This window comes from Stutzerimonas chloritidismutans AW-1 (assembly GCF_000495915.1).
Classification (GTDB): Bacteria; Pseudomonadota; Gammaproteobacteria; order Pseudomonadales; family Pseudomonadaceae; genus Stutzerimonas; species Stutzerimonas chloritidismutans.
Genome location: NZ_AOFQ01000009.1, coordinates 1 through 15,220, shown reverse-complemented (window position 1 = coordinate 15,220; position 15,220 = coordinate 1). Strand labels below are relative to the sequence as shown.

Sequence of the window (15,220 nt, the reverse complement as noted above, 5' to 3'; positions counted from 1 at the left end):
TGGTCGCAGTGGTTTTCTCCGCCCGCCGGGCCGGTGACCACGGCGGTCTGGCTGCCGAGGACTTTCGGTTTCGGATGGTTAAGTGCCGGGCGGAAAGGGATATCCCAGGGCGTAGCGGTGAAGTGGTTGCGGTAGCCCTGAGTGAAACCGTCACCGGTATCGACATGGCTGGTGACCGACTCTTCCAGCACCTGTGGCTGCTTGCCTTCGTGCAGCACTTCGGTAAGCAGCCACAGGTCGTTCCATTCGCGGCGCGGGTGGTCGGAGATTTCCAGCAGATGGCCACTGACCAGCCGCGGCTGGTCACTGTTGCCCTCGGCCAGGCGGTAGTCGTGGCGGTGGCGCTCCAGCGCGCGTTGCGAGAGGTGTTTGCCGCGGGCGCGCGCGGCAAAGCGGCCGGGGTAGTCGTAGTCCTCCAGGTCGGGCTGCGGCATGGCGTTTGCCGCCGGTTCGCCGCGGTGGGCTGCCTCCATCAGCAGCCTGGGTTGTTCGAAGTCGTAATCACGGCGGCTGACCCGGCTGGTGCGTGTCGCGACGCGCACGGCGAAGCGCTTGATCACCGGCTCGTCGGCCGTCATGCCGTTGTCCTGCAGATAGGCGGTCGGCTGGCCGAGTCTGGCGAAGCTGGTCTGGTCATCGCCGAAAACCAGCGCATGACCTCTGGTGCTGTGCTCGAAGTGGTAATGGATACCTTCTTCCTCACACAGGCGCTGGATGAAGTGCAGGTCGGTTTCGTCGTACTGCACGCAATATTCGCGCGGCGGGTAGATCACCGGGCCGAGCTGGAAGCGGTAGGCGTTGGCCTGGATGCCATGCTCCTCGAGCACCTGGGCGATGATCTGCGGCACGCTGAGGTGCTGGAAGATGCGCTGGTTGGTCCGGTGCGCGAGGTAGGCCAGTTGCGGAACGAGCGTAAGGCGATAGCGGGTCAAGCGTTTGCCCGATTCACCCTGGGCGATGCGGTGGACCAGGCCGTGGATGCCCATGCCGGCGGGGTCGAAAGCGAGAAAGGCGGGTTTATGCAGCAGCGCCTGCAGATCCAGATCAGGCAGCTCGCTGACCAGCTCGAGGTCGAAGCGATACGGTTGGCTGATGGCTTCCCGACCACTGAAGGCGAGGACCTGCAGGTCGTGCTCCACGCCTTCGAGCGTCAGGCTGAAGTGGGTTTCATTGGCCGCGTTGAACATGGGGCTTTCCTTGTCCTGATGTCATCCGTGGGAGTGCCCGAACCAGCGCCGCAGACGGCTCGGTGCGGGGCGGCTGAAGGCCTGCAGCAAGCCTGCCGCATCGATGCTGCGCTGCGCTTCGTCGAATGCCAGCGCCAGACGCAGTGCCGGCCAGCAGTGCGCGGGCAGCTGAGGCGGCCGTTGCAGGGCGCGGTCCAGCTCCATCGCCTTGGCCTGGCGAGCGCTGAGCCGGCGAAACGGATGGCTGCCGCTGGCCAGTTCGTAGAGCACGCAGGCCAGCGCATAGATATCGGCGCTGGCGGTCAGCTCGCCGCCGTCGAGCAGTTCCAGTGCCGCATAGCGCGGCGTCCAGGCCGCAAAACGCGTGCGACACAGGCGCGGCAGGCCGGGTAGCAGGCCTTCCAGCGGCTGGCCGAGGCCGTAGTCGAACAGGCGCAGGCCGTCCTCGGCGAGCATCACGTTGCTCGGCTTCAGGTCGCCATGCAGCACGCCCAGGCTGTGGGAATAGCTCAGCGCTTCCAGCAGCGGTAGCGCGATGCCCTGCAGTTCGCTCCAGGCCATGCCCTGCGGGCGTTCGCACAGCAGTTGGTCGAGGGTTGGCCCCTTGAGGAGCTCCAGGGTGATGAAGGCGCGCTGGCTGGCCGGGTCGATATCGAAGTTGTACAGGCGCACCACATGCCGATGGCTGAGGCGTGTCGTCAGTGCGTACTCGCTGTAGAGCAGCGCGCTGGCGTCGGGGTATTCGGCGAAATCCTCGCTGAGCGTCTTCAGCGCCACGTAAGGTTCCGGATCACCAAACTGTTCGCGCAGCAGATCGCGCGCGCGATAGACCGCACCCATGCCGCCGACGCCGAGCAGGCGCTCGATCCGGTAGCGGCCACCGAGCACGTCCGGCAGCTCGCCAGGGGCTGTCTTCGGTTTGACCGCTGCTGGCGTGGCCGCGGTGGACGCCAGGGCAAAGTAGGTGAGGTCGCTGGCCTGCAATTGCGGTGCGTTCATCGGCGGATCACCACGGCGCTGAGGTTGTCCCGTGCCGGCCCCTTCAATGCCTGGCGAAACAGCCGCTCCAGTGCCAGGTGTGTGGATGGCAGGCTAAGTGCCGCACCGAGGGCGTCGGCGGACATGCTCTGGTAGAGCCCATCGCTGCATAGCAGCAGCGTGTCCCCGGGAAACACGTCGAACTCGAGGATATCCAGCTCCAGCTCTTCACTGGCCCCGATGGCGCGGGTCAGCGCATGGGACGCGGGATGTCTGGCTGCTTGTTCGGGGCTCAGTTGTTGCTCGTCGAGCAGCTGCTGCAACAGCGAATGATCCCGCGATAGCTGATAGAGCCGCCCGCTGCGCCACAGATAACAGCGGCTATCGCCCGCCCAGATGCATGCCGCGCGGTCATCCACCACGAGCAGGGCGACCACGGTGCTGCCGATCACCGGATCGGGGCGTTCGGCGGTGACCGTCAGTTCCTGGCTGAGCCGGCGATTCAGCTCGTGCAGGCAGCACCGCAGCGCCAGCACCCGCTCAGGCAGGTCGCCCGTAGTGGACAGATCGGCCAGCTGCTCGACGATCAGGCGACTCGCCAGCGCGCCGTTCTGGTGTCCGCCCATGCCGTCGGCCACGGCCCACAACCCGGCCTGCGGCAGGTCGAGGAAGGCATCCTCGTTGCGCGCCCGCACCTTGCCGGTGTCGGTGCGCGCCGTGCTGCGCCAGCTACACGCCGTCGCGCTCATCACAGCGTCGCCGGCAGCTTGAAGCCGCGCAGCAGCGCGAGGTCGAAAGGATTCGGCGAGCGCTGCGCGTGCAGCAGGTAGTTGGCGCGCAGGCCGCCGAGATCGGCCTTGAGCATCAGCACGTCGCGGCCGCTGTGGTAGTCGACCTGCATCAGGTCGATCATGCGGAACAGCGACCAAGGGCCGGTGTTCTTCTCGATGCCGACGCGACGGCCGCCGAGTTCTTCCACCACCAGGCTGGTGCGCCCGTCGTCGGCCTCGGCTGGCCAGCGGAATGCGGTCTGCACGATCGGACCGTGGCGATACTCCATCTGCTGGTTACCGAAGCGGAAGTCGGCACGACCGAGGCTCGAATCCAGCGAATAGGGCTCCAGCTTGAACAGGATCAGCGGCTCGTTGGGGTTCTCGGCGAAGAAGCTGCGGCGAATGGTCTGCGCCCGGCTCATCTGCGCGAGGAACTGCTCGGACAGTGGCAGGCCGCGACCGTCTACCCGGCGTAACCGGTACTGGCCTGCGCTGCCGCTGACGAAGGGTTTGAGGTAGCGCTCGAAGAAGCTGTCCGCCAGGCCCTGTGCTTTGAAGAACTCGCGGAAGTCGGCGAGGGCGACGTCGCTGGCGCTGTGTGCGCTGAACGGATAACGCTCGCGCAGCGAACCGCGATAGCTGGCGTAGAGTTCGTTGCGATAGCGCTGGTTGAGGTAGTGATAGGCGTCGCTGAGCACCAGCGACCAGCTGTCCTCGGCCAGCAGACCAAGCCACTTGCCGACTGGTTGCGGCAGCCGTGAAGCACTGCTGCGCAGCTGGTTGATGGCGTCGCGCTGACCGCCCATGCGTGCCTTGGCCATCTCGAATGCGGCCTGTTCCGGTGCGCTGGCGTGGGCCAGCGAGGCCAGCTGCAATTGCAGGGCGTCGAGTGCCTGCAGGCTTGCCGTCAGCTCGGGACCAGCCGCGCCGTTTTCGTCGAGCAGCTGGTGCAGCGGTGCAAAACGGCGTTCGAGGGTCTTGCGCGCGGTGTCCGGTACGTTTTTCAGCAGCGCGGCCTGGGCCTGCTCCGCTGCGGCGGTGGCCAGCTTGGCCGCCTTGCCAAGCTTGCCGCCGTCGCTCTGGGCGGCATCGGCCAGGTCGCCGGCCTCCTCAGTCGCGTCGGCGAGGCCGGCGAAGCGGGTGTTTTCGCGCACCGCAAGCAGCAGTTGCAGCAGCGGTGAGTTGGCAGCGGTGAGCCCGGCGAGTTGCGTGGCACCCTGCGCCGCACTTCCCGCCGGGAGGACGTTCAGCTGGGTGATTGCCTCGCTCCAATGTGTGGCGTAGTCACGGAAGTAAAGCTGTTCCATTTCCACCAGCAGGCGCCCGAGGTCCTTGGCGCTGAGACTGTCACCTTCACCCAGCACCCAGTTGTCGCGCAGGATTTCGCTGACCAGCTCGGCGCCCTGGGCGACGAACAGCTCCTGATAGCCGCGCTGGGTGTAGAAGCCGGGAATCGCATAGTCGCCGCCGACGAACAGGGACGCCTGCGGGCCGAGCTGCGTGTTCAGTCGGTAGTCGGGAAGGTTGCGCGCCTGATCGCGCAGCATGCGGTACACCACTGCCGCCAGCAATTCGCTGCGTAGCTGGGCGCGGGCCTTGGCCACCAGGTTGTCGTTCAGCTGATAGGGTGCGAACGACTCCTCCAGCAGGCGGGCAAAATGGGTGTTCAGGCCTTGCTGGGCAACCGCGTTGCCGCTATGACGCAGCGACCAGTCGGCGGCCAGCCAGTCCTTGAGGAAGGCCGCATCTCGGCGCTCGGCAAGGTTCAGCATGAGGTACGCGCGCAGGCTACCGAGCAGCTGTTCGCGATCATTCAGGTTGGCGCGGATCTGCGCTTCCAGCTGCCGACCGACCCGTGGCAGCAGCAGCGTTTCCAGATTGCGACGGTAGGCGTCGTGCAATGTCGGGTCGACCGCCTCGCCCTGATACAGGCCACCACGGCGTAGCCAGGACACATCGTCCCTGGGCGGAAATACCTCGGTTGCCGCGTAGCTGCCATCGAGCACCTTGAGGGTGCGCAGTGCTTCGTCTTCCACCTTGATGGTCTTGCGTTCGCCGCCCAGCGTCTGGGCGATGCCGCGCAGCTGTTCGAGGCGCTCGTGGTTGCTGGAGAAGTTCAGTGCCCAGGCGCCGCCGAACAGCACCAGGCAACCGAAGGCGCCTGCATAAAGCGCGCGCTGGCCCCAGTCGATGCGGCGAACCTCGCGCTGATCGAGGCCCGCCAGTTCGGCTTCGGGAAAGATCACCCGGCTGAGCAGTTGATTGATGAAGCGTGCACGACCGCTGCGGAAGGTCGGCAGTGCGCTGCTGGCCAGGCCGAGCTGGCGGCCGATGCCGGCAGTGAGCGGGTCGAGACCTTCGCGTAGCTGCGGCGCGCTGGTCAGGTAGAAGCCACGTAGCTGGCTGGCACGCTGATAGCGGTTGCCGGCAAACGCGAGTTCGATGAACAGGCTCAGGCGCTCGCCGATCTGCCCCAGCTGATGCGGAAAGTCGAGGATGCGTCCGCGGCGCTGGCTGTCACGTTCCTGGTGCATGCGCATGATCACTTGGCTGTTCAGCCGGCGCAGCAGTTCCTCGAACTCCTCGCGCACCACCTGCGCATCGCTGCCATTCTGCTCCTTACGGAAGCTGGCACCGAGTACCTGATCGCTTTCCTCGCGGGACAGCTGATCGAAGAACTCGTCGAAACCGAGAATCCGATCGGCCTTACTCAGCACCAGATAGACGGGTACATCGACGCCCAGTCGCTGGTGAATCTCATGCAGACGCTGGCGGGCCTGACGCGCAAGGTGCTCCAACTCCAGTTCATTGCCGCCTAGCAGCTGATCCAACGGCAGGTTGACCAGCACGCCGTTGAGCGGTCGGGCACGGCGCTTGCGCAGCAGGCCGAGCAGGGTGTCCCAGGCGCTACCGTCGACGGCGGCGTCGGGCTGGGTCAGGTAACGGCCGGCAGTATCGATCAGCACGGCATGATCGGCGAAATACCAGTCGGCGTAGCGGGTGCCGGAGACGTCCTTGGTCAGGCGCTGCTGCTCGCTGCGATTGAGCGGGAAATCCAGCCCGGAGAAATCCAGCAGGCTGGTCTTGCCGCTGCCCTGCGGGCCGATCAGCAAGTACCAGGGCAGCTCGCTGCGCCATTTCTCGCTGCGCCCGCGGTAGAGGCTGGAGGTTTTCAGGGTGCGCAGCGCCTGCCTGAAGCGATGGCGCAGCTCCTGTTGCTCTTCGCCGATCAGGCCGTCGCGGCGCAGCTGCTCCTGAATGTCCTGGTCCTCGGCATCGCGCTTCTTGCGCGCGCTGGCGCGCCAGCTGGCGAAGACCATGGCCAGGCCCCAGCCGAGGAACAGGACGCTGATGCTCAGCAGACGACTGCTGGATGACTCCCAGAAGCGGTGGTCATTCACCGCCAGCAGCGGTCCGACGAACCACACCAGAACCGCCAGCAGCAGGACCAGCAGCAGGCTCCAGACCCAGGTTCGGCGCAGCACGGCGCCGAGTTTGCCGAAGAACGTCTTCATCTCATTTCATCCCTGAAAAGGTGGAATCGCCGGCATCCATGTCCAGCGAGCGATAGGGTTGCAGCACGCTCTCGCGTTGTTCGCCCAGCACCCAGGCGAAACCGCTGTAGATCACCCCGAGGCACATCAGGGTGAACAGCGCGACCATCCACCAGGGCACGATGCGCACCAGGCGCCGGCGGGTGTCCTTGAGGCCCTCCCAGTGCGGCGACAGCTCGCGCGGTATGTCGCCACGCATCTGCCTGATCTGCCGGTAGAGGCTGTCGCGCACCGCTTCCAGCTCGAGCATGCCGCGCGGCAACACGCGGTACTTGCCCTCGAAGCCGAGGGACAGGCACAGGTACATCAGTTCGAGCATCGGCAGGTGCTTGACCGGGTTGCGCGATAGCCGCTCGAGCAGCTGGAAGAACTTCTCGCCGCCGAAGGTTTCGTTGTGGAAGGAGGACAGCAGGCTCATCTGCGACCATTCGCTCTCGTTGCCCCAGGGCGTGGTCACTACGGCCTCGTCGAGAATGGTGCAGAGCACGTAGCGTGCCGCCATCACCTGACTGCTCTCGGCGCCGTCGTGCAGGGCGCGGTGCTCGAACAGCTTGATCGCGCTGCTCAATTGCCGGTGCAGTGCCTGCAGGTCTTCGCTGTCCAGGCTGTGCTTGAGCCGTACCACTTCCGAGAGCAGCGGCGAGGCGGCGGCCACCAGCGGATTGAGACTGATGTTGAAGGTTTCCGCCGGGCGCAGGCGGGCGGCGTAGATCATCCGCTCCTCCAGCTGCTCGAAGCGCGGCGGGGTGTCGAAGTCGGTCAACGGGCTCTGTGCCGGGGCCTCGCCGGCGCGGTTGACGATGACCGTGTGGTCGTTCTGTCCGTAATCCATTTCCTTGATCATGTCGCTCAGTCCCTGACCGCCCAGAATTTCAGTTCGAGCCCGGTGAAGTCACCGGACACATGGAAGGCAAAGCCGCCGGAGCGCTCCAGCTGCGCCTGGTCCTCGGCGTTGAGTTCCAGCGCGAAATAGGTCTTGCCGGCATGGAAGGGGATCTGCCGCGGCGCCACCGGCAGCGGCTTGATGCGGATGCCCGGCAGATGCAGGTTGACCAGCTGGCGGATGCGCTCCACCGGGCCGATCTTCAGGTGCGCCGGCAGGCGGGTGCGCAGGGTTTCCGAATCGCACTGGGCGCTGGCGGCGAGCACGAAGGACGCCGTGCCGAGCAGCTTGTGATCGTGCAGTGGCGATACCTGGATGCCGTACTGGCGCTGCTGCAGCAGCAGTTCGATGGCGTGCTGTTCGAGCACCATCGACAGCACCTGGCGGATCGCGTCCATCAGCTTGCGGAAGCTCGCGCCCTGGTCGCTGTGCTGGTAACGACCGTCCAGGCGCGGGCGCTTGCTCTCGCTGGAGAAGGTCGCTAGCTCGCCGAGCAGACCAAGCAGGTCGCGGTAGATCTGCTCCGGGTGCACCTGCTCCACGCCCAGGTAGTGGCGCAGCACCGGTTCGTGACGGTTGATCAGCTGCAGCATCATGAAGTCGCCGACCTCGGCGCCACCGACCTTGCCGGTGGCGCTGATGCGCTCGGCGAGGGTGTCGCCGCGGTGGGCGAGCATGCTGATCACTTCCTTCAGGCAGGACAGCAGATAGCCTGAGGCCTGGAAGTTGACGTAGGTCGGAATGAACTCGGGGTCGAGGCTGATGACCCCGTCCGGCGTGGTGTCGAGCACCTCGCACAGCTGCAGTTTCACGTAGGCCTGGTCGCTCTGCTGCTCGCCCAGCAGCAGGCGGAAATCCGGCAGCCCGGTGCTGACCTGGCTGGTGCTGCTGTCGCCGGCATTGGAGTCGGCGACATCCAGCTCATGGGCGGTGTAGCGCGCCAGCACGTCCTTCTGTTCGGGGCGACGCGTTTCGATGTGGTTGCCGGTGACCAGTGGCAGCGCGAGGTATACCGGTGTACTGCCGGTGTTCGGCGGAATGTCCAGCGCCAGTGGCTCGCGCTCGCTGCCCAGCTCGAACAGCGTGCCATCCGGCAGGATGCCTCTGGCCTGGCTGAGCACCAGCTTGCCCATGTTGAGGAACTGGCGGTCGATCTCCAAATTGAAGAAACCCCAGGCATAGCTGCCCAGCTTCTGGGTGCGCGCCTTGAGTTGGTGATCGTAGTAGCGATCGTTCTGCTGGAAGTGCTGCGGACGCAGCAGCATGCCTTCCTGCCAGACAACCTTGTGCAGGCTCATGCTTATTTTCCTTCTTCGGCGAGCGGGTCGAACAGCGCGATGCCGCGCTCATCCAGGCTTAGGGCGACACGGGTGCGCTCTTGCGGCGGCACGGCGATGACGTAGCGCCAGCTGGCTTCCGGCAGGTCGCGGTAGGCGGCCAGCACGCCGACATAGCGGCTGCCCTCCTGCACCGATAGCTTCAGCTCGCGGCTTTCGCCGGGACGCAGTTCCAGTTCCTCGGAGGTCACCAGGTCTGGCGCCAGGGCTTCCTTGGGCCGCTGGTAGAGGGCGAAGAAGTCGCCGTTTTCGAACGCCACCGGATGCTTGAGCTCCAGCAGGCGCAGCACGATCGGCGACGGCCGGCCGTTGAGGTCGGGATTGAGACGGTCGCTGCCGTGCAGTTCGAGGTCGAGCTTGGTCAGCTTGGAGTACGGCGACAGCGCCGAGCAGCCGCCCAGCACGAGCAGCGAGGCCAGCATGGCAAGGGTGATGCGACGAGGCATGGGATCATCCTTGATGGGTTGAATCGAGCGTGGCGATCAGGCGCACCTGCTCCTCATAGGTCTTGGCGAAGTCGCGGGCGAACAGCCGTTCGCTCCAGTCGGCGTCCTGGCCGAGGCTGTGATGCAACCGGCGGTAGGCGCGCCAGCGACTGCCGGCGGTGGCGATCAGCGGCTTGCGGCCCTCGCGTTCGAAACGCAGTGCCAGCTGCTCCGGCGCCAGCTGTTCGAACATGGCGTGAACGGCGGCGCGGCTGGCCGCCAGCAGTGCCACCTGATGCGCCTGCAGGTCGCGGAAGGCGCGTCCGATGGCCTGTTCGGCCGAGAGCTGGCCGGGCTTGCCACCGCGCAGCAGGGCGCTCACGGCCTCACCCGTATCGGCACTGTGCTTGAGTGGGTTGTTGCCGGCGCTCTGCACAGTGGTCAACGCCAGGCGCAACTCGTTCTTCAGCTCGCTGCGGGTGCGTAGGCTCTGCTGCAGGCCGCCGACGCTCTGCTTGAGCAGGCGAGCGGCAGTCAGTGTCAGGGCCTGGCGCTGGTCCTCATCGAGATCGTCGAGATCGATGCCCAGCGCCTCGCCGAAACGCGCCCAGAATCCCTGCGGCTGTCGTTCGGGCTCGGCTTCGCGCTTGGCTTCCGGCGCTGCCTGCGGCATGACCAGCTCCGGCAACGGCAGGCTTTCCATGTCGATGCGCGCGTAGTCGCGCTGCTGCGCCTGGCGCTGTGGCGCTACCAGGGCGAGGTCGAGGTCGTCTACCTCGGCATAGACGCGCTCCTGCTGATCCATGGCAACCAGCGGATCGAGGTCGAGAAAAGCGTCGTCGGGGATGATGCTGCCGGCCGGCTGCGGGCGGCCGATGTCGCCTTCGAACAGCGCCGGGTCCTGAATCAGCCGGGCGCGGATCTCGAAGTCGCCCAGGCAGTAGACGCTGCCATGCTCGATGCGCTGCGGCTGGCCCTTGACCAGGCTGGCGCCACTGTCCTTGAGCTGGATGCCGTTGCTGCTGGTGTCAGTGAGAAAGAACGCGCCGTCGCGATAGCTGACCACCGCGTGGCGCCCGGAAAGTACACGCTTGCGATCGGGGATCACCCAGTCGCAACCTTCGGCCCGGCCGATCACGCCGCCGGCCTGCTTGAAGGTTTTGGTGGTCAGCAGCCCGGGCACGAATTGCTGGGCACCCACCATATCGAAGACCAGTTCCATGGTCGTGTCGCTCCTTGCGGTCACTGGCCGCGATTCAAAGCCTGCGGGTCGCCCAGCGGACGATATTGGTCATCGTTGAATTTGTAGTTGCCGGTGCAGCCGGTGAGCAGGGCCGCGGCGAAGAGCGAAACGAGGGCGTAATAGCGCACGGGCACGCGATTTCCTCCTTGAAGTCGTGTGTGGGGGCAAGGTGCGCATGGCGCGACCTGGTCGGCGCATTGAAGTTCAGTTGTCCTGCAGGCTCGGTGATCGGGTTCACAGAACACCCGTTGGATGCGTCTAAAACGAGCGTGAGGTCAGGTTGGCGCAGGCCGATGGCGCCGCATGGCAGGTTTCCCTTGCATCAGCATCCCGATGCAGGCAAGGAGACCTGCACTTGCCTGTGTTGGCTTTTGGCCGATCGAGGGCAACGGTCTGAAGATGGTGCGCAGAAACGACAAAGCCCGCAGTGAGCGGGCTTTGTCGGAGCGCTTCGAGCGGGACTCGAAACGACTATCTATATGGCGCATCCGGCGGGATTCGAACCCACGACCCCTGCCTTCGGAGGGCAATGCGGTACAGAAATCTTGATTGGCGGCAAGCGTTCAAAAATGGCTCTAAGTGCCGTACTGCAAGGATTTCGTCTTTTACCGTGTCTGCAGTTTAAGGCTAATAGCGGCGTCTGAGGGCAGTTACCTTTGGCACAAAAAACGAAATCCGGAATATCGATTTTTGACCACTAGCTAGACCCTGACGCGTCTTACTGTCGTCTCATTGAGCCGGAGTTCCTCGCGGCCTGCAGCGAGCATCGTAGCTCAGTGAGGTTAATAGATCGCTGGTACCTGGCGCCGCCCCGGCTCCATCAGCGCTTGGGATGCATGACTACAATCATGCTGCGCTTGAGTTCGTAAAACCTGCTTTTTGTCCTGGGCTGTTACCTTTGCGCAACCTAGGAACGTGGTTGGCCAAAAGCTATCGGCCCTTGTCTATGCATGAAGGTCTCTGCTCTTTGCTGGGGCCAATGGTAGAGCGTCAAACAGGATTCGCGGGCAGCAGGCTGGGTAGTCAGCTCACTCGTCCTTGGCGTTTATCTCGGCGGAGTCTTTGCCAAACGACTCCCAATGGCCAACCAGCTCATCTACACGATCAGGGATACGCGGCGATTTACTGAGCACGAGGCAACGAGTAGTGCCTACGAACTCCTCGAGCACATAGAGCGTGTCCCCAACGTCGACGCCCATTTCCTGCAGAACTTCGTCGGGTAGGCGAATAGCACCGTCGCCATCCCAGTCCTCAATCACTACATGATTTCGCATCGTGACCTCAGGAAACGGTTGAATGGGTGTCCGCAGGGGGAAGCAACGGCGAGCCGTTGCCAACGAAGTCCCGCGGCGCAGGCCGACAGAATAGCAAAAAGCTCCTAGGCCCAGAGCGTTGTAACGACGACGCCCCTCATCTCTATCCGCAGCTTCTGATATTTAAATTCGCCGCAGGCCTGCCAGCTACCACCGCCGTTGCTGAGCTGAAAATCCCGCAATACCACCGGGCAAATTCACTATTCCCATGCCGCACTCAGCTAATCCATCAGCAGTTCACTGATCTGTCATCGAGACTTCGCTCTTGTAGCCAGTGTCGCTGCACTCGATTACCGCAAGATGTCGGTGGCGGTCCTGCAAAAAATCACAGGACCGCCACAAGCGCTCACTGGGAAACCTCCACCAAATCGCATGCTCACGCTGTTCCCAGGCGACCAGGTTTTTCGGCAGTATGAAGGCTGCGTCGGGAATTCGGAGGTTTTCCATTCTCACTTCCAAATCTCGGAGCCGACAAAATTTTCAGCACTGGCGTTAGCACAGGAGAGCATGCGGTTATCGTGGTATCTCGTATGTAATCGGGGAACAGGCTGATGAGATGGTTTTGTATGGCGATGCTTAGCGGAGGCGCAGGTCTTTGGCTAAGCGGCCAGTACCAATTTCCGCAATGGCTACTCTGGGCCTTGCTGACAATGGGAACCGCGGCGTGGGGTTTTGCCAAGTGGATGGAATGGAGGGAGGCCAAAAAGGAGCGTAATCATGATCACGCGCTCTGATCAGGATTGGACCACCTTGAATCTTGCGGCGTTACAAGCTCTGCAGCTTTCAGCTCGTAAAACGCTAGTGGACATCGCCCCCTACTTGGTACGGCTTCACCACTTTTGCTTCGATGCCCGAGGCGCTGAACTGCGCACTGGATGGTCGGCGTTGGTGAGCTAGCTAGCCGGGGCTTTTAGTTCATGATCAGGAGATAACGAGATTGACCCTTCCTTATGAGCGAACGCGCGCAATCGTCAAAACAGAGGCGTTCCTGCGTGAGCTCTCTCGTGACGAAGATTTACCGCAGGGTATCCGCCGTTCTGCCAAAAGTCTGCTTAGGCACTACCTCTCTGCCGCTCAAGTTTTCTCGCTGGGGCGTCTTGAGGAATGCCTGGTGAACGAGGCGCCTGAGGATGAATACCGAAGGAGGGTAATCGCATTCCACCAGCCGCTGCTCTGCTCATCGCTAGAGTCGGGCGCTCGACCATCGAGCTATGACACCTGCTCTAACGATCCAGCCATAAAGCATCATCAGACAGGTCCCTCATGAGCGACATGCAGCAAGCATCCTTCGCCTTGCAATCCGCCCGTAGCGTGGTGTTCTTCACGGGCGCTGGTATTTCCGCGGAAAGTGGTATTCCCACCTTCCGCGACAAGCTTACCGGGCTTTGGGCAACGTACGATCCCCAGCGATTGGAGACCGCAGAGGCGTTCCGTGCCAACGCTGCGCTCGTTTGGGGATGGTATTTGTGGAGAAGGCATCAGACTACACAAGCCCAACCGAATGCAGCTCATCTAGTGCCGTCGCGACTTGCTGCCACAGGCAGGGAGGTGTTCGTAGTGACTCAGAACATTGATGACCTTCACGAGCGCGCTGGGTCGGTGGACGTGGTTCATCTACACGGGAGTCTTGCGCAGCCGAAATGCTTCGCCTGCCATCGGCCTGCCGATCTGAGTGAGGAGCAGCTAGTGGTACATGGTGATGGACAGGAGGTAGAGCCCCCTCGTTGCAGACGCTGCAATGGGAAATTGCGGCCCGCTGTCGTCTGGTTCAAAGAGGATTTACCCATGGCTCCCTGGAAAGCAGCCATGCATATGGTGAAAACGTGCCAGGTACTGATCTCTGTAGGTACCTCAGGCATCGTTACGCCTGCGGCGGACATCCCGGAAATAGCACTCGCTGCGGGAGCTACCGTAATCCATGTCAATCTTGCGGACGTCTCCCTCGGCAATGCCAACGAGCTGATGTTGATTGGCCGAGCATCCGAGGTGCTGCCAGCGCTTTTGAAAGCCGCTTTTCCTACGGTTTAATTCACGACATCAAAGCCGATCGGCAAGATGTAGAAGTCTCGCGTCCTTAGTTTTATTCCGAAAGCGTCCTGCCGTAATGAGCGGCGTGTTTTTCACTGAATCGCCCCTAGTTTCGTAGACACCTCCAGACCTCATAATATGGCCTATTAGGAGGTGCCATGAGCAACCCGCGTTATCCCGAAGAATTCAAAATCGAAGCAGTCAAACAGTAAGCGTCCGCTCAAGTCACCTTGCGTGACTCAGGTGGGTACCCACTGATGCGGCAGCAGTTGCTCGATCTCACTCGCCCGCTGCGTTGGCAGTCGTGTCAGCACGTCCTTGAGATAGGCATACGGATCATGCCCATTCATCCGCGCCGACTGGATCAGACTCATGATCGCTGCTGCCCGTTTACCGCTGCGCAGTGATCCGGCGAACAACCAGTTTGAGCGACCCAGCGCCCATGGCCGGATCTGGTTCTCGACCCAATTGTTGTCGATGGGCACGGCACCATCCTCGACGTAGCGAGTCAGTGCAGCCCAACGTTTGAGGCTGTAATCCAGGGCTTTGGCGATGGCCGAGCCCTCGGGCACGAGGTCGCGCTGGGCGAGCATCCAGGCATGCAGCGTGGCGAGGATGGGAGCCGTTTTTTCCTGCCGCATTCGCCAGCGCTCCTCATCGCTCAGGTCGCGCGCTTGCCGCTCGATTTCGTACAGGCCGGCTATTGAGTGCAGTGCCTGTTCGGCCAACTGGCTTTTGTTCGCCGCGTGAAGATCGAAGAACTTGCGGCGGGCGTGAGCCATGCAGCCGATTTCGGTGATGCCCTGCTCGAAGCTGGCCTTGTAGCCGGCGAAGTCGTCGCAGACCAGCTTGCCATTCCACTGACCCAGAAAAGTGCGCGCATGTTCGCCCGCACGACTGGGGCTGAAGTCGTACACCACCGCCCTGAGATCAGCAAAGGGGGTGGTGCTGTAGGCCCAGACGTAAGCCCGATGGGTTTTCTTCTCGCCTGGGGCGAGCATTTGCACCGGGGTTTCATCGGCGTGGATCACGCGCTGGGTCAACACGGTTTCGCGCAGCGCATCGACCAGCGGCTGAAGCTGCACACCGGTTTGCCCGACCCACTGCGCCAGTGTCGAGCGCGCGATGGCCAGGCCAGCCCGGCCAAAGATTTTCTCTTGCCGGTACAGCGGCAGGTGGTCGGCGAATTTGGCCACCATCACGTGAGCCAAGAGGCCGGCGGTGGGGATACCCTTGTCGATCACCTGGGCCGGCACGGGTGCCTGGATCAGCGTTTCGCACTGGCGACAGGCCCATTTGCCACGCACATGCTGCTCGACCGTGAACACACCCGGTGTGTAATCCAGCTTTTCGCTGACGTCTTCGCCGATGCGTTGCAGCTGGCAGCCGCAGGCGCACTGAGTGTTCTGCGGCTCGTGATGGATCACGGTGCGCGGAAATTGCGCGGGCAGCGCTGTACGCTTGGGTTGTTGGCGGGGCTCGGCTGGCGCAACCGGGGG

14 protein-coding genes are annotated in these 15,220 nt (G+C 63.2%); 3 read left to right on the top strand and 11 right to left on the bottom strand.

The window, feature by feature from the left end:
- From tssI to F753_RS29185, 10 genes are all read right to left on the bottom strand, one after another.
- Positions 1-1,187, bottom strand: a 1,187-nt coding sequence (gene tssI, locus F753_RS29230; RefSeq protein ID WP_023444233.1) for a type VI secretion system tip protein TssI/VgrG, incomplete at its 3' end; no start/stop codon positions are given.
- 21 nt (positions 1,188-1,208) lie between these two features.
- Positions 1,209-2,186, bottom strand: coding sequence for a serine/threonine-protein kinase (locus tag F753_RS29225; RefSeq protein WP_023444232.1), 978 nt, complete (start codon positions 2,184-2,186; stop codon positions 1,209-1,211).
- Positions 2,183-2,914, bottom strand: coding sequence for a PP2C family protein-serine/threonine phosphatase (locus tag F753_RS29220; RefSeq protein WP_023444231.1), 732 nt, complete (start codon positions 2,912-2,914; stop codon positions 2,183-2,185). Before F753_RS29220 ends, F753_RS29225 begins: the two co-directional genes overlap by 4 nt.
- A complete protein-coding gene (tssM, locus tag F753_RS29215; protein WP_023444230.1) occupies positions 2,914-6,453 on the bottom strand; it encodes a type VI secretion system membrane subunit TssM in 3,540 nt (1,179 codons plus the stop codon). Before tssM ends, F753_RS29220 begins: the two co-directional genes overlap by 1 nt.
- Before the next feature lies 1 nt (position 6,454).
- Positions 6,455-7,336 carry a type IVB secretion system protein IcmH/DotU gene (gene icmH / locus F753_RS29210; RefSeq protein ID WP_014822128.1) on the bottom strand — a complete coding sequence of 294 codons (882 nt, stop codon included), beginning with the start codon at positions 7,334-7,336 and terminating at the stop codon, positions 6,455-6,457.
- Positions 7,337-7,341: 5 nt separating this feature from the next.
- On the bottom strand, positions 7,342-8,673 hold the full coding sequence (gene tssK / locus F753_RS29205) for a type VI secretion system baseplate subunit TssK (RefSeq protein WP_023444229.1): 1,332 nt from the start codon (positions 8,671-8,673) through the stop codon (positions 7,342-7,344).
- A gap of 2 nt (positions 8,674-8,675) precedes the next feature.
- On the bottom strand, positions 8,676-9,158 hold the full coding sequence (gene tssJ / locus F753_RS29200; RefSeq protein ID WP_014822126.1) for a type VI secretion system lipoprotein TssJ: 483 nt from the start codon (positions 9,156-9,158) through the stop codon (positions 8,676-8,678).
- Positions 9,159-9,162: 4 nt separating this feature from the next.
- Positions 9,163-10,359 carry a type VI secretion system-associated FHA domain protein TagH gene (gene tagH / locus F753_RS29195; protein WP_023444228.1) on the bottom strand — a complete coding sequence of 399 codons (1,197 nt, stop codon included), beginning with the start codon at positions 10,357-10,359 and terminating at the stop codon, positions 9,163-9,165.
- A 20-nt stretch (positions 10,360-10,379) separates the two neighbouring features.
- On the bottom strand, positions 10,380-10,514 hold the full coding sequence (locus F753_RS29190) for a hypothetical protein (RefSeq protein ID WP_014822124.1): 135 nt from the start codon (positions 10,512-10,514) through the stop codon (positions 10,380-10,382).
- A gap of 894 nt (positions 10,515-11,408) precedes the next feature.
- Entirely contained in the window at positions 11,409-11,654 is a 246-nt protein-coding gene (locus tag F753_RS29185) for an AbrB/MazE/SpoVT family DNA-binding domain-containing protein (RefSeq protein ID WP_023444227.1), read from the bottom strand.
- A 756-nt stretch (positions 11,655-12,410) separates the two neighbouring features.
- Here F753_RS29185 and F753_RS29170 point away from each other — a divergent pair.
- Genes F753_RS29170 through F753_RS29165 form a run of 3 tightly spaced genes read left to right on the top strand, consistent with a single transcriptional unit; the run spans position 12,411 to position 13,721 of the window.
- Positions 12,411-12,590, top strand: a complete 180-nt coding sequence (locus F753_RS29170) for a hypothetical protein (RefSeq protein WP_023444224.1) — start codon at positions 12,411-12,413, stop codon at positions 12,588-12,590.
- 40 nt (positions 12,591-12,630) lie between these two features.
- Positions 12,631-12,960, top strand: coding sequence for a BPSL0761 family protein (locus tag F753_RS50230; protein ID WP_307876490.1), 330 nt, complete (start codon positions 12,631-12,633; stop codon positions 12,958-12,960).
- Positions 12,957-13,721, top strand: coding sequence for an SIR2 family NAD-dependent protein deacylase (locus tag F753_RS29165; RefSeq protein WP_031297248.1), 765 nt, complete (start codon positions 12,957-12,959; stop codon positions 13,719-13,721). Before F753_RS50230 ends, F753_RS29165 begins: the two co-directional genes overlap by 4 nt.
- 239 nt (positions 13,722-13,960) lie before the next feature.
- Here the strand turns inward: F753_RS29165 and tnpC are convergent.
- Positions 13,961-15,220 (bottom strand): IS66 family transposase (gene tnpC, locus F753_RS29160; protein ID WP_023444222.1); only part of this gene is annotated, 1,260 nt, incomplete at its 5' end.

Coding starts and splice junctions, on each gene's coding strand:
- F753_RS29185 (WP_023444227.1), bottom strand. CDS start 11,654: ATGCGAAATCATGTAGTGATTGAGGACTGGGATGGCGACGGTGCTATT.
- tssJ (WP_014822126.1), bottom strand. CDS start 9,158: ATGCCTCGTCGCATCACCCTTGCCATGCTGGCCTCGCTGCTCGTGCTG.
- F753_RS29225 (WP_023444232.1), bottom strand. CDS start 2,186: ATGAACGCACCGCAATTGCAGGCCAGCGACCTCACCTACTTTGCCCTG.
- tssK (WP_023444229.1), bottom strand. CDS start 8,673: ATGAGCCTGCACAAGGTTGTCTGGCAGGAAGGCATGCTGCTGCGTCCG.
- icmH (WP_014822128.1), bottom strand. CDS start 7,336: ATGATCAAGGAAATGGATTACGGACAGAACGACCACACGGTCATCGTC.
- F753_RS29165 (WP_031297248.1), top strand. CDS start 12,957: ATGAGCGACATGCAGCAAGCATCCTTCGCCTTGCAATCCGCCCGTAGC.
- F753_RS29220 (WP_023444231.1), bottom strand. CDS start 2,914: ATGAGCGCGACGGCGTGTAGCTGGCGCAGCACGGCGCGCACCGACACC.
- tssM (WP_023444230.1), bottom strand. CDS start 6,453: ATGAAGACGTTCTTCGGCAAACTCGGCGCCGTGCTGCGCCGAACCTGG.
- F753_RS29170 (WP_023444224.1), top strand. CDS start 12,411: ATGATCACGCGCTCTGATCAGGATTGGACCACCTTGAATCTTGCGGCG.
- tagH (WP_023444228.1), bottom strand. CDS start 10,359: ATGGAACTGGTCTTCGATATGGTGGGTGCCCAGCAATTCGTGCCCGGG.